The sequence below is a fragment of the Bacillus salipaludis genome, from assembly GCF_004358205.1.
In genome coordinates this window covers 26,687-40,685 of the sequence record NZ_SMYO01000011.1, presented here as the reverse complement: position 1 = coordinate 40,685, position 13,999 = coordinate 26,687, and the positions used below count along the sequence as shown (strand labels likewise).

The 13,999-nt window shown below is 37.4% G+C and carries 13 protein-coding genes; 11 read left to right on the top strand and 2 right to left on the bottom strand.

Annotation, left to right across the window (positions count from 1 at the left end):
- Positions 1 to 5 precede the first annotated feature (5 nt).
- Positions 6 to 776 (top strand): class I SAM-dependent methyltransferase, encoded by a 771-nt coding sequence (locus tag E2K98_RS21285; protein ID WP_133337720.1) that lies wholly within the window; start codon positions 6 to 8, stop codon positions 774 to 776.
- Between the two features lie 71 nt (positions 777 to 847).
- Here the strand turns inward: E2K98_RS21285 and E2K98_RS31110 are convergent, their stop codons facing one another.
- Complete coding sequence (locus E2K98_RS31110) at positions 848 to 1,009, bottom strand: hypothetical protein (protein WP_165976337.1); 162 nt, start codon at positions 1,007 to 1,009, stop codon at positions 848 to 850.
- 233 nt (positions 1,010 to 1,242) lie between these two features.
- On the opposite strand from E2K98_RS31110, the gene E2K98_RS21280 reads away from it, so the two are divergent.
- From E2K98_RS21280 to E2K98_RS21240, 9 genes are all read left to right on the top strand, one after another.
- The gene (locus E2K98_RS21280) at positions 1,243 to 2,418 is read left to right on the top strand and encodes an LL-diaminopimelate aminotransferase (RefSeq protein WP_133337718.1); all 1,176 of its coding nucleotides are present in this window, start codon (positions 1,243 to 1,245) and stop codon (positions 2,416 to 2,418) included.
- A 15-nt stretch (positions 2,419 to 2,433) separates the two neighbouring features.
- Complete coding sequence (locus E2K98_RS21275; protein WP_133337716.1) at positions 2,434 to 3,915, top strand: aldehyde dehydrogenase family protein; 1,482 nt, start codon at positions 2,434 to 2,436, stop codon at positions 3,913 to 3,915.
- Between the two features lie 343 nt (positions 3,916 to 4,258).
- Positions 4,259 to 5,395: an amidohydrolase family protein gene (locus tag E2K98_RS21270; protein ID WP_133337714.1), complete on the top strand. Its 1,137-nt coding sequence runs from the start codon at positions 4,259 to 4,261 to the stop codon at positions 5,393 to 5,395.
- 24 nt (positions 5,396 to 5,419) lie between these two features.
- Positions 5,420 to 5,857: a Rieske (2Fe-2S) protein gene (locus tag E2K98_RS21265; RefSeq protein WP_165976335.1), complete on the top strand. Its 438-nt coding sequence runs from the start codon at positions 5,420 to 5,422 to the stop codon at positions 5,855 to 5,857.
- Positions 5,858 to 5,885: 28 nt separating this feature from the next.
- Positions 5,886 to 6,839 (top strand): 2-hydroxyacid dehydrogenase, encoded by a 954-nt coding sequence (locus E2K98_RS21260; RefSeq protein WP_133337710.1) that lies wholly within the window; start codon positions 5,886 to 5,888, stop codon positions 6,837 to 6,839.
- A gap of 24 nt (positions 6,840 to 6,863) precedes the next feature.
- On the top strand, positions 6,864 to 8,030 hold the full coding sequence (locus E2K98_RS21255; RefSeq protein WP_133337708.1) for a saccharopine dehydrogenase family protein: 1,167 nt from the start codon (positions 6,864 to 6,866) through the stop codon (positions 8,028 to 8,030).
- Positions 8,031 to 8,164: 134 nt separating this feature from the next.
- Positions 8,165 to 9,535, top strand: coding sequence for an MFS transporter (locus tag E2K98_RS21250; RefSeq protein WP_133337706.1), 1,371 nt, complete (start codon positions 8,165 to 8,167; stop codon positions 9,533 to 9,535).
- A 111-nt stretch (positions 9,536 to 9,646) separates the two neighbouring features.
- Positions 9,647 to 10,549: a DMT family transporter gene (locus E2K98_RS21245; RefSeq protein WP_133337704.1), complete on the top strand. Its 903-nt coding sequence runs from the start codon at positions 9,647 to 9,649 to the stop codon at positions 10,547 to 10,549.
- Between the two features lie 301 nt (positions 10,550 to 10,850).
- Positions 10,851 to 11,567, top strand: a complete 717-nt coding sequence (locus E2K98_RS21240; protein ID WP_165976334.1) for a FadR/GntR family transcriptional regulator — start codon at positions 10,851 to 10,853, stop codon at positions 11,565 to 11,567.
- A gap of 101 nt (positions 11,568 to 11,668) precedes the next feature.
- On the opposite strand, the gene E2K98_RS21235 is transcribed toward E2K98_RS21240, so the two are convergent.
- Positions 11,669 to 12,322, bottom strand: coding sequence for a GntR family transcriptional regulator (locus E2K98_RS21235; RefSeq protein WP_133337700.1), 654 nt, complete (start codon positions 12,320 to 12,322; stop codon positions 11,669 to 11,671).
- Positions 12,323 to 12,555: 233 nt separating this feature from the next.
- On the opposite strand from E2K98_RS21235, the gene E2K98_RS21230 reads away from it, so the two are divergent.
- A complete protein-coding gene (locus tag E2K98_RS21230) occupies positions 12,556 to 13,980 on the top strand; it encodes an NAD-dependent succinate-semialdehyde dehydrogenase (RefSeq protein WP_328591990.1) in 1,425 nt (474 codons plus the stop codon).
- Positions 13,981 to 13,999 lie beyond the last annotated feature (19 nt).

Genomic DNA, 13,999 nt, shown 5'->3' with positions numbered 1-13,999 from the left:
TGAACATGGATATTAAAAAAGACGTTCAACAGCAGTTTGGAAAAAGTGCAGACTCCTATGTATCTAGCGAGATTCATAAGCAAGGGAAAGATCTGCAAATATTGTTGCAGATGGCGGAGGTAAGCGGAGCTGAAGCTCTTCTTGATGTGGCAACGGGAGGCGGGCATATGGCCAATGCTTTTGCGCCATTGGTCAAACAAGTGACCGCCGCTGATCTTACCGCTGAAATGTTACAGGCCGCTGAAAAATTTATCAAGGGAAATGGTCACCAAAACGTTGATTTTGTTCATGGTGATGCGGAAAATCTGCCGTTTTCTGATGAATCCTTTGATATGGTCACATGCCGGATTGCTCCGCACCACTTTCCAAACGTCGATCAATTTGTAAAAGAAGTGTATCGTGTCTTAAAGCATGAAGGGCAGTTTTTATTGGATGACAATGTGGTCCCGGAAGAGGATGAATATGACCAGTTTTATAATTTCATCGAAAAAAAGCGGGACTACAGTCATTTTCGCGCTTGGAAAAAGACAGAATGGCTAAAGATGCTCGAATTAAATGGGCTGGATGTCGTTGAATGGCATCGGTTTGATAAAACGTTCCGTTTTGATCCATGGTGTGATCGGATGAAATTATCCCAAGAGGATAAACAAGAATTGACGCAATACATTCTCAAGTCCACGGACAAGATTAAAGATAAATTTGAGGTTAGGATCGAGAATAATCAGGTTGTTTCATTTAAAGGCGAAGCAATCGTTTTAAAGGCTAGGAAAAAATAATGAAAAAACCCTTTGCACGAAAAAGATCACTCTCTTTTTTGCAAAGGGTTTTTTGTGGTTTTTAACCGATATTATATATCATTTAATGCCGTACCAAATTCATCAAATTCAGGTAATCTTTCGTCAGCAGCTGAATTTTCAAGATTCTGCTCTTCACTATTAACATTTCCAATTTGTTCATCCTTCTTTTGCTGGAACAATAAAACCATCTCCTTTTCTGAAGTTTTACCCATATATTTTTCCCCAAAAAAATCCATCTTAACCTATGTTTATAAAAAGTGGTTTGGTTATATGCATCCTACCGGAAGATGCTGATTGTAAAAATCATACGGAATCCAAGCTAAAAAAGCAGTTATTTTTGTATAAAACAACCATAGTTATATGAGGTGAAAACCGATAAATTAAGAATATGGAAATTGAATGTTCTGAAAATATAGAAGGTCCACACGAAATGAGAGGTGAGGTTGTGAGTTTCATATCGAAAAGAATAGGTCAGATTCCACCCTATTTATTCGCGGAAATCAATAAGAAAAAAGCTGCGATGATAGAGTCAGGTGTGGATATCATTGATTTAGGGATTGGCGATCCTGACCTCCCCACTCCAAAGCATATCGTCGATAAATTGGTGGAGGAGCTTCAAGATCCCTATCAATTAAAATATCCGAGCTTTACAGGGTGCGCTGAATTTAGAAATGCGGTTGCAGATTTCTATTTACGGCAATATGGGGTAAAGCTTGATCCGGAAACGGAAGTGCTGGCATTGATTGGGTCAAAAGAAGGGATTGCCCACTTAATTCCGACATTAATCGATCCGGGAGATTACGTATTAATTCCAGATCCAAGCTACCCTGTTTATAGGATGGCAACTATGCTTGCAAATGGACAGTATTTTAATATGCCGCTTAAGATTGAGAACAACTTTGAGCCTGACTTTACAGCTATTCCAAGAGAAATAGTGAAACAAGCCCGGCTGATGCTGTTGAATTATCCCGGGAATCCGACGGCAGCTACAGTGGATCTTTCATTTTTCAATCAAGCGATTGAATTTGCGCAAAAACATCAAATCCCGATTGCCCATGACTCAGCCTACAATATGGTCACCTTTGATGAATATAAGGCACCAAGTATTCTTCAGGCTGCGGGAGCAAAAGAGGTTGCGGTCGAATTTGGATCCCTTTCTAAAACCTATAATATGACAGGATTTCGAATTGGATATGTGGTTGGAAATAAAGAAATCATTAAGGCACTTTCCATCCTAAAAAGCAATACAGACACAGGTCAGTTTACGCCGATTCAAAAGGCCGCAGCCTTTGCCTTAAACAGTAACCAAGGCTGTGTTGCCAAACATAATCAAATCTATAAACAGCGAATGCTGTCAATGGTGGAGGGGCTTAAATCCATCGGGGTCAAGGTGGAGCCGCCAAAGGGAAGCTTCTTCATCTGGGCTCCCGTTCCAAAGGGATATACTTCTTCTGAATTTGTAAAAAGTGTTCTGCAACAAACGGGTGTAATTCTAACCCCTGGAAATGCATTTGGCCCTTCAGGCGAAGGCTATTTCCGCGTATCCTTATCCGTTCCAAGTGAAAGATTACACGAAGCGATTGAAAGAATTAAACAAAATTTAAAAATAATGATTAGCTAAACTGGAGGGTATATGATGAAAAAAATCTTAAACTATATAAATGGTGAATGGTGTCCATCTTCAACTGGGAAATTTACTCCCGTTCTAAATCCGGCAAATGGTCAAGTATTGGCTGAGGTAACACAATCAACGCAGGAAGATGTGGATCGTGCAGTCCAAGCAGCAAAAAATGCGCAGAAGGAATGGCGATTAGTACCTGCTCCAGAACGGGCCGATATTTTATATAAAGTTGGTTATCTATTAAAAGAAAGAAAAGAAAAATTGGCGCAAATTCTCACAAGTGAAATGGGAAAGGTGATTGAGGAAGGACGAGGGGAAGTTCAGGAAGCGATTGATATGGCCTTTTATGTGGCGGGAGAAGGACGGAGACTTTTTGGCGATACTGTTCCATCTGAACTTCGCAATAAATTTGCGATGAGCGTACGTGTTCCGATCGGAATTGCCGGGCTGATTACGCCATGGAATTTCCCAATTGCGATTGCTTCTTGGAAATCCCTTCCTGCTCTTGTGACCGGGAATGCAGTGGTCTGGAAGCCCGCAACCGAAACGCCGATGGTAGCGGAAGAATTCGTCAAGATTTATGAAGATGCCGGCCTGCCAAAGGGATTGTTAAATCTAGTCAATGGTTCGGGAAGTGTCGTGGGGAATGCGATGGTCGATCATCCTGATATCGATTTAATTTCCTTTACAGGTTCAAATGAAGTAGGAAAGGAAATTAACGGCCGCGCCGGTGCGTTGTTAAAAAGAACTTCTTTAGAAATGGGCGGTAAAAATGCGATCACGGTTTTAGAAGATGCAGATCTTGATTTAGCGGTTGAAGGCATTTTATGGGGAGCATTTGGAACAGCTGGTCAAAGATGTACGGCAACAAGCCGGGTCATTGTGCACAAGGATGTGAAAGAGGAGCTTGAAAGAAAGCTGCTTGCTAGTATCGAAGGATTGAAAATGGGCGATGGGCTTGATGAAAGTGTTAAGGTTGGCCCGGTGATCAATCGTTCTTCCTTAGAACGGATTGATGAATATGTGAAAATCGGGCAGGAAGAAGGAGCGAAGCTTCTAACTGGTGGAAGAATTGTCTCTGAGAACGGATTAGATAAAGGAAATTTTTATGCCCCAACGATTTTCACGGATGTAACTCCAGAGATGAGAATCGCGAAGGAAGAGATTTTTGGACCGGTTGTTTCGATTATTGCTGTTACTAGTTTAGAAGAAGCGATTGAAGTCAATAACAGCGTTGAGTTTGGGCTTTCTAGTGCGATCTATTCCGCAGATGTGAATCGGATATTCCAAGCCATGCGTGATTTGGATACAGGGCTTGTTTATGTGAATGCCGGTACATCTGGAGCGGAGATTCATCTACCGTTTGGGGGAACAAAAGGAACAGGGAATGGCCACAGGGATTCTGGTGTAGCTTCGTTGGATGTGTACACAGAATGGAAATCGATCTATGTGGATTACAGTGGCAAATTACAGCGTGCGCAGATTGATAACAATTAATTTTTTAAAATCAGAATCGCCCCCAATTGGGTGAAACAAAAGGAGTATGCGATAAATACTCCTTTTGTTTTTACTGTTTTTATAATGTTAGATTTCGAGTGTTGATGATCCTATAAATTAGTAAAAAATTAGCCATCCATGGGTGGCTTTTTTGTTTTGAATAAAGTTTCGCACAGAATTTAATGCTGTCTTAAAAAAGTATTATAAATATTAAAAATATTTTGACTAGTATTGCGCTTTATAATATAATCAAGGTATTCCATGGTCAGACCAAGTTCCGAATGATTAAAAGACATCATTATAACTATGGAAAACTTCAATAGGGAAAAAGAGGTGATTATTAATGGAAACTATTGTAACGGGGAAAAAAAGAAATGAAGACTTTAAAAACAGTGATGTAAGTTTAATTGATTGTGATGTTCATCCATTTTTGACTTCTTTAGATGAATTAGTCCCATATTTGGATGAAGCCTATCATAAACAATTAAATATTGGAAGATTTAGAAACGATCTATTGAAGGACCAGAATAATGGAGGATTCGAATTTCCTAAGGGAAGGTATAGTAATCCTGGTCATGTACTCCGGATTGATGCATTTACACCGAGCGGTGGGGTTCCCGGAACAGATCCAAAATTCTTGGCAAGAGATTTATTCGATCGATATAACACAACATTCGGAATTCTTAATATTGGTCACGGAACGATGGGGGCGCATCATAATGTTACGCTCGCTGCTGAATATACTCGCGCAGCTAATGACTGGCTGTATGATTCTTGGGTAAAAAGTGACCCAAGATATAAAATGACAATGGAAGTCATCCCATTAGACCCGCAGCTCAGTGTTAAAGAAATTGAAAGAATTGGTAAAAAGCCTGGTATTGTAGGGATTAATCTACGTGTTGTGAACATCCCATTTGGAAAGCGTCATTTCTGGCCAATTTATGAAATTGCGGAAGAATATGGTTTGCCAATTTTAGTACATCCCGATGCAGAAAATACTTCTGAATATTCAGCTAGTCAAGCCATTGGTCCTGCATCTACTTATATTGAATGGCACTCAACATTACCGATTATTGCTATGCGCCAGATTCCAAGTCTAGTATTTGAAGGGGTTTTTGAGAAGTTTCCAAAATTAAAATTTGCTTTTATTGAATATGGTTTTGCTTGGTTACCTCACTTAATGTGGCGTTTAGATAAAAATTGGAAGGGGCTAAGACAGGAAGTACCATGGTTAAAAATGCCACCAAGTGAGTATATAAGGAGAAATATTCGTTTAGGTACTCAACCTATTGAAGAGCCATATAAACCAAACCATTTACTCGAAATGATTCAGATGGTAAATGCAGAAGAAATGTTACTTTTTTGCAGTGATTACCCTCATTGGGATGGGGATAATCTCAATAGAATTTTTCTTCGTTTTCCAGATGAATTAAAACGAAAAATTTATTTTGAAAACGCTTTACAAACATTTAGATTTTAATTTTTCATAAGGGGTGATAGTTATTTGGAAACAAACGAAAAAACACAAAGCAGAAATCGTGTAGTTTTATTTCCTGCTGAACAACTAAAACCTGGGGATCGAAAGTTAGTAAAAATAGACAAGTTAGAAATCGCTATTATCAATGTGGATAATAATCTTTATGCATTTAGAAATGAATGTCCCCACCAAGGAATTTCGATGATATATGGTCCAGTAACAGGAACTATGATTCCTTCAAATCCAAAAGAATACAAATATGGCCTTGATGATCAGTTAATAAAATGCCCTTTACATGGTTGGGAATTTGACTTGAAAACAGGAAAGTCACTTTTTTCTCCTAATAAAGTCTCTCTTATAACTTATGATGTGCGAAATGAGGATAATCAGATTGTCCTTTATCTTAAAAGAGAATCTAAATCTATTAGTATTACAGACTTTCATTGCAGCCTCATTTGTAATTAACTAAGAATCCGAAGAGTGGTGAAAAAAGTTGTTAATCGTTTATCCTGATGCGGATCCGCAGTTTTTAGATATTTTGACAGATGATCTCTTGAGACCGCTAAAGCAAATTGCGGACATTCAAATATATGAAGGCAGACCGAAAACCCAAGATGAATTTATAAACAGGGTAAAGGATGCAGATGGTATTCTTTTAGGCTGGTCCATTCCAAATGAAGTGATCATGAACTGTCCCAAATTGAAAATTATTTCATTTACAGGGATTGGAGCTTCAAATTTTGTAGACCTGAACTACACTGCATCACTTGGAATTACAGTAACCAATACTCCTGGATATGCTGATAACGCAGTGGCTGAACATACGATTTCTTTATTGTTTTCATTAGCAAAAAATATTCATCAAAATCATTTGAATGTCTCAAGAGGGATTTGGGATCAAAACTATAGCAGTTTCGAGTTGAGAGGAAAAACCATCGGATTAATAGGGTTAGGTGGAATTGGGCATAGAATGGCTGAATTATGTAAAGCACTGGGCATGAAGATCCTTTGCTGGACCTTTAATCCAAATCGCGAAAGAGGACACAAATTAGATTTAACCTTTACTAGTTTAGAAGAGTTATTAAAAACTGCGGATATTGTATCGCTACATATTCCTTTCACCAATCAGACAAGAAATTTGTTGGGAAAAAAAGAACTTTCTCTTATGAAACAAGGTTCGTTTTTTCTAAATACATCAAGAGCAGAAATAGTAGATACATCTTCGTTAGTTGAATTGCTTAAGGAGGGAGGAATCGCTGGTGCGGGTATTGATGTATATGATGAAGAACCAATAAAGAAGGATAATCCACTTCTATCTCTGTCAAATGTTGTTTTAAGTCCGCATATTGCATTTAATACCCCGGAAGCATCACGAGAAATTTTCTCCATTGCAATAAACAACCTTGTTCAATTTTTTAGTAAGAATTATCTAAATGTAGTGAATTAAAATAAGAAGAAAGAGGGTAATGAATTGAAAATTATCGTTGTAGGCGGAGCAGGAATTCAGGCATTGGGTACCATTTATGACTTATTAGAAAATGAAGAAGTAACCGAGGTAATGGTGGCCGATATCCTATATGAAAAGGCTGAGGAAAGAGTAAACTTAATTGGGGATCATCGTTTAACTGCCGCTCAGATTAATGTCCTGAATGAGGATGAGACTGCAGAAATTATAAAAGATTTTGATGTTGTAATTAATAGTGGTCCTGCTTTTCTATGCCCTAATGTTACGAGAGCAGCATTAAAAGCAGGCGTTAATTATGTAGACCTAGGAGCATGGCCAAAAGAAACCGAAGAACAATTAGAATTGACAGAAGATTTTGCAGCCAAAGGAATTACAGCTGTTCTTGGTGTGGGAAGTGCACCCGGGATTTCTAATATGATGGCTTTAGCAGGGGTAGAGCAACTTGATACCGTGTCAGATATCGATATCATCATTGCTATGAGAGATTTTACACAATATTCTTCACCATTAGTTACACCCTACATGTTGGATACAATAATCGATGAATATTCCTTAAATCCAGTGGTAGTTAGAGAAGGAGAAATTACAACGATTGAACCGTTAATTTCAAGACCTATCGAGTTTAAGGAACCTATTGGATTAGCACACCCTGTTTATACCATTCATCCTGAACCAGTTACGCTTTATCATTCTTTTAAAGAACTCGGATGCAAAAATACCACCTTCAGTATTGCGCTTCCTAAGGAATTCCATGAAAAAATAGAGTTTTTGGTCAGACTGGGTTTTGCTAGTACGGAACCAATCGAAATGGGTGGAGTGCGGCTATCTCCGCGTCAAGCATTATTATCGGTCACTAGTAAACTCGTTCAACCCAATGTGGATAGGGATCAGTATAGCGTAACTAGAGTGGATGTAACTGGAGAAAAGAATGGACGAAAAGAGAAAGTTGTGGTGGAAGTATATGTTGGATCCGAAAAGAAATGGAATATTCCAGCGGGAGCATTAAAAACATCTATACCTCCTTCGATAGTGGCTCAAATGCTTGCGAAGGGAGAAGTAAAACAAAAAGGAGTATATCCGCCTGAAAAATGTATCGAAACAGCGCCATTCTTAAAAGAATTAGAATTAAGAGGCATGAAGGTATATTCATACATTGTTGAACATGCACGATAGAAGATGCTCTTCTTTTAATACTCTTAATCCTGCTATTTCAATAAAATAATCTATAATATGGATAAATGAATCTCTCATTACTTAATCGGTTTTCCACACCATGAAAAATAAATTGAATCATAGGAGGAAAATGAATGGTAAATAAAGCAAGTAGTATTGTAGATGATTCACCACTAACAAAATTCCACATTAAATTAACAATATTTTCTTCAGGAGGTCCGTTCCTCGATGGCTATATTCTTAGTATAGTTGGAATGGCATTACTTTCATTAAATAAATCATTTGAAATCAACAGTTTATGGAACGGATTGTTAGGTTCTTCTGCCTTAATAGGGGTCTTTATTGGTGGACTGCTATTCGGATATTTAACGGATAGGGTTGGCCGGGAAAGCATGTATCGATTGGATTTATATGCTTTTCTAATCCTTTCCATATTGCAAATTTTTGCAACAAACGTGGAACAATTATTTGTTTTAAGACTCCTTCTGGGCATTGCAATCGGTGCTGATTATCCAATTGCAACCTCATTGTTAACTGAATTTTCACCAAGGAAATATCGTGGAAAACTGCTTGGATTTCTTATAGTATCCTGGTATTTAGGTGCTACGATTGCTTACTTTGTAGGTTATTTCTTATTAGACTCCGGCCCAGATGCGTGGAAATGGATGTTAGCGTCCAGCGCCATCCCTTCACTCATTGTAATTTTCTTGCGTTCAAAAACACCTGAATCACCAAGATGGCTTTTAAGTAAGGGAAAAAATGAAGAGGCATTGAAAATTATGAAATCAATTTATGGGGAATCTGTAACTTTGGCAGATATCCCAACTAGTTCGGTTCAAAAACCAAGTCTTTTAAAATTGTTTTCTCCTGCCTATCGAAAACGTACATTATTTGTGATGTTATTCTGGAATTTCCAATTAATACCGATGTTTGCGATATATACTTTTGCACCAACACTGTTAGAAACTTTCAAGTTAGATAATGGAAATTTATCCCATATCGGTTCAGCTTTAATCTCATTACTTTTCTTAATCGGATGTACTGTTGCAACCTTCTTTATTGATCGAATTGGACGAAGAGCATTATTAATCTATGGATTTTTATTTACAACGATTGCATTGCTGGTATTGGGGCTTGCTCCTGGAGCAAGCAGTTGGATTATTATCAGTATGTTCTTTATGTATGCATTTTTTGCGGGTGCCCCTGCTATTCTTGAATGGGCTTACCCAAATGAATTATTCCCTACAGATATTAGGGGAACGGCAGTCGGTTTTTCAACTACAGTTTCAAGGATTGGTGCGACAGTAGGAACATTCGGATTACCAATCGCTTTAGCGAACTACGGGGTCGGAACGACCATGCTAATCACTGCAGGGTTAAATTTAATCGGCCTACTAGTAGCCATTTTTATGGCTCCTGAAACTAAGAATCTTAGTCTAGAAACAGCTAGTCAGGAAGAAGAGGCCAGAGATTTGGATAGTCAAGGGAGTGTAACAATTTATTAAAACGAAGGGGCCAATTGAACTTATTGAACTAAATAAGTTCAAGAGGTCCTCTTTTTCCAAATTGGGTGAGGAAATGTAAATATCATTAAAACTGCTGCGAGGGATCATGGGATGAATATGAAAGTATGGTTTTACTTATTCTGGGCCAATGTTTTTTGGGCAGGTAATTTTATTTTTGGAACTTTTGTTGTTCCCGACATATCACCTCTTTGGGCAACATTTGCACGTTGGTTTTTTTCATTGTTTTTACTATTACCAATTGCCTATTTTACTGAGAATCCCAAGTGGGAAATGATTAAAAATGAATGGATTTCTCTTTTTCTAATGGGTTTTCTCGGTATTACAGGATATAACTTCCTCTTGCTAAAGTCACTTGAGTTTACATCAGCAACAAACGCTGCTCTGGTCAGTTCTTTACAGCCCGGAGTAATTGTATTATTTTCTTACATTTTTCTTCGTGAAAAACTTTCCTTTATTCAAGTTTCTGGGCTGATCATCTCTTTTTTGGGCGTTTTAATCATACTAACAAAAGGAAATTTGTTTGAGCTTTTTTTAACTAGATATAACCAAGGTGACCTTTTAATGTTAGTAGCAGTTATTCTCTGGTCATTTTATTCATTAATAAGTAAAAGGTTGAAGACGCCTCCTATTACAGCTACTGCAGTATCATCGTTTTTTTCGGTCCTTATTATGTTTCCTTTTACATTATTCGAAGGATTGGAAATGACTAAAATTGGATCGATGGCTATTATTGGGATTATTTATATGGCTTTGTTTCCTTGTGTATCCTCGTACATCCTGTGGAATTTATCCGTTCGGAAAATTGGACTCAGCAAGTCAGGGATATCATTAAATTTAATTCCTTTAATGACGGCATTGATGGCGATAACCATTGGAGGGAAAATAACAAGTGCTCAAATTTATGGAGGACTATTTGTACTTTTAGGAGTCTATTTAACAACGGGAGTTCACAAAGGAAGGTTTAAACTATTTAATCCTAAGGGACAATTTTGACAAAAAATTATGTCAAAATAAGTATGGAAATTTAAAATAGTATAAAAGTGCTTTGAAAAAATCATTGAGATTCAATATAATATTGAAATAGGAACACCATGGTTAGACCAAGGTTTAGCTCTAAAACTTTATAAATATACTTTTATTTAAGAACAAGGCTGTGTTAAAGGACAATTTTGATTTATGAACAGCGTTGATTGGAGCGGAAATCAACAACTAAGTTTAACAGAGCCAAGAACAAAAGGAGGGAGTTAAAATAAAATTAAACAAAGAGCAATCAGTGAAGTCATACGTGAAAATAATGGAGGAAATTCGTCACTTAATTCTTGAAGGTGGTTTATCACCGGGTGATCGTTTATTATCTGAACGTGAATTATCTGCACAGTTGAAAGTTAGCCGAACGGTAATTAGAGAAGCATTAAAAGCATTGGAAATGCTAGGGATTGTTGAGGTTAGAGCTGGCGGGACATATATTAAAGAACCGGAATTAAAAGGGGTCTATCACACCCTTTCATATACAATGGCTTTAGATAGCGTCACGATTTCTGATTTATTGGAAGTAAGGAAAATAATTGAAATTCAAGCAATTAAATTAGCGGCTACTCGGAGAACCAGTATGGACTTGGCTGTTCTCTCAGAAATTTTAGTAGAAATGAAACAGGCTATGCTCGAAAAAGACTTTGAGCGAAGTGTTATAACAGATCATGAATTCCATTCCTACTTAGTAAAGTGCAGTCAAAATAAAGTTCTTTCTATTATGATGGATGCAACCTCTGATTTATTTAGAGAATCTTTGGCTATCACTCGAGAAAAATTAGGCCAATATAACGGAATGGATAATGCAATATATACCCAACACCATGTGATTTTTAAAGCAATAAAAGAGCAGAATTTGGACTTGGCAGAGAAAATAATGATGGAGCACTTAAATTCTTTAGAAAGTGAACTGAAAATGATTACGCAGGGCAAAGATCCTGAATTACCAATTATCGATCATTCTGATATAGATGAGTTGTAAAAATGAAATAAAAGCAGGGAACCCTGCTTTTATTTCTGAAAGTTTAGTTTTTAGAAAAATAGTGGCAAAACAAAAGGCCTTTAGTATTGGCCTTTATTTTTTTAAAAACTGTTATTGGGTTGTTTCGTAAAATCTTTAATTGCAGCAACATGGTGCTGCCTAACGAAAAGTTCAATTTCTTGAGACGATTTTTTCGTTTTTAAAAGCGAAATAATGGTATTGTGTTCACTAATCGCTTCTATAGCTCGAGTAGGAAAGTACATAGGTTTTAATCGTCTAATTGTATCGAGTTTCTCCCACGTTTGTTCAATTAAAGAGTATAAGGATTTATTTGGACAATTATTAATTGATTGCAGATGGAATTCCTTATTCAATTTAATATACTCATTAAAATTAAAATTCTCTAAAGCTTCTTTTATTTGGATATTGATTTCTTGTAATTTCTTAATCTGATCGTTTGAAACAAAATTACTACCTATCGAGACAGCATATCCTTCAAGTACAGATAATGTTGAAAGAACTTCAAAGTATTCATTTTCATCAATAAAGGAAACTACAGCGCCGCTATATGCTTTTACATTTACTAGTCCCTCTGCCTCTAATCGTCGAATTGCCTCACGAATAGGAATCGGGCTTAAAGATAACTCCTTTCCTAATGTATCAATGACCAAACGCTGACCTTGAACATAAAAACCTTCTAATATACGAGACCGAATGACTTTATACGCAATTTCCTGTTTATTATCCTTTTTCATAATTAAATTATATATGATTTTATATATGATATCAATCAAATTTCACGATTTAAACGGCTTGTTTGTATGATTCATAGAGTTTTTACTAAATTTTCTTTTAAGAAAACCTAAAAATAAAAATATAATTCTGAATATTTTTAATTGAAATCATATATGATTTGGTATATGATAAATAACATAATATAGTTATTAAAAAATTCTTTATATTCAATCAAATGGAAGGAGTGGAAACATTGTACATTAACGGAGAATGGATTCAAACAAATGGAACAATAGAGGTGTACAATCCGGCCACGGGCGAATGGGTCGACCAGGTTTATACGGTAGGCGTCCAGGAAACGAAAGAGGCAATCAAAGCTGCAAAAGCAGCATTTGAAAACTGGTCCCAACTTCCCGCAGAAAGCCGTGCAGCTTTTTTACATAAAACAGTGGAAAAGTTAAAGGAACAAAGCGAATCCCTGGCACAATTAATTACAAAAGAAATGGGAAAATCGATCCATAATGCCCGTTATGAAGTCCAGAGCACCATTTCATTTTTTCAATGGTTTGCGGAAGAAGCACGTAGAGTATACGGAAGGGTTATCCCTGCATCAGTAAATAATAAAAGGGTCTCGGTCACGAAACAACCCGTCGGTGTGGTAGCAGCCGTTACTCCTTGGAATTTCCCATTATCGATGGCAGCGAGAAAATTGGCTCCTGCATTAGCGGCGGGATGTACGATTATACTAAAGCCTTCAAAAGAAGCACCCTTATCTTCAACCGCATTATTTAAAATTTTTGATGAAGTAGGGATCCCTGCAGGGGTGGTCAATCTAGTCATGGGAAATTCGGATACGATTGTGGGAACCTTGATGGAAAGTAAAGATGTTCGAAAAATCTCCTTTACTGGCTCAACCGAAATCGGGAAAAAACTCATTCGCCAATCAGCAGATACCGTAAAAAGGGTTTCGATGGAATTAGGCGGTCACGCACCATTCATAGTATTTGAGGATGCCGACCTTGACCTTGCTGCAGATGGTGTTATTCAGAGTAAATTTGCCTCAACAGGTCAGCAGTGTGTGTGTGCAAATCGAATTTACATTCATGATACCATCTATGATGAATTTGCTTCGAAACTGAAAGAAAGAGTTTCCCAATTAAAGGTGGGAGATGGGCTTGATGAAGCAAACAATATTGGTCCACTAATTAACGAGCAGGCGATTGCCAAGATGAATGATCAGGTGGAAGATGCGAGAGCGAAGGGGGCAGGCGTTCTATACGGGGGGAAAAGACTTACCGGCAGAAATTATGACAATGGCCACTTCTATTGCCCGACCTTATTAGTCAACAGTACAGAAGATATGAAAATATTACATGAAGAAACATTTGGACCTATTGCTCCGTTAATTCGATTCACCTCTGAAAAAGAAGTAATCGAACGAGCGAACAATATTGAATATGGATTGGCGTCTTATTTTTATACAAATGATCTGTCACGGGTATACCGCGTTTCCGAAAAACTGGAATATGGAATGGTAGGGATTAATGATGCGGCACCATTCGCCGTACAGGCGCCATTCGGCGGAGTGAAAGAAAGCGGTTTAGGCAGAGAAGGCGGCACTGAAGGAATTGAAGACTATTTAAATGTAAAAATGACCTCTACGAGAATCCATTTATAATCAGTAGAAAAGGAGACTT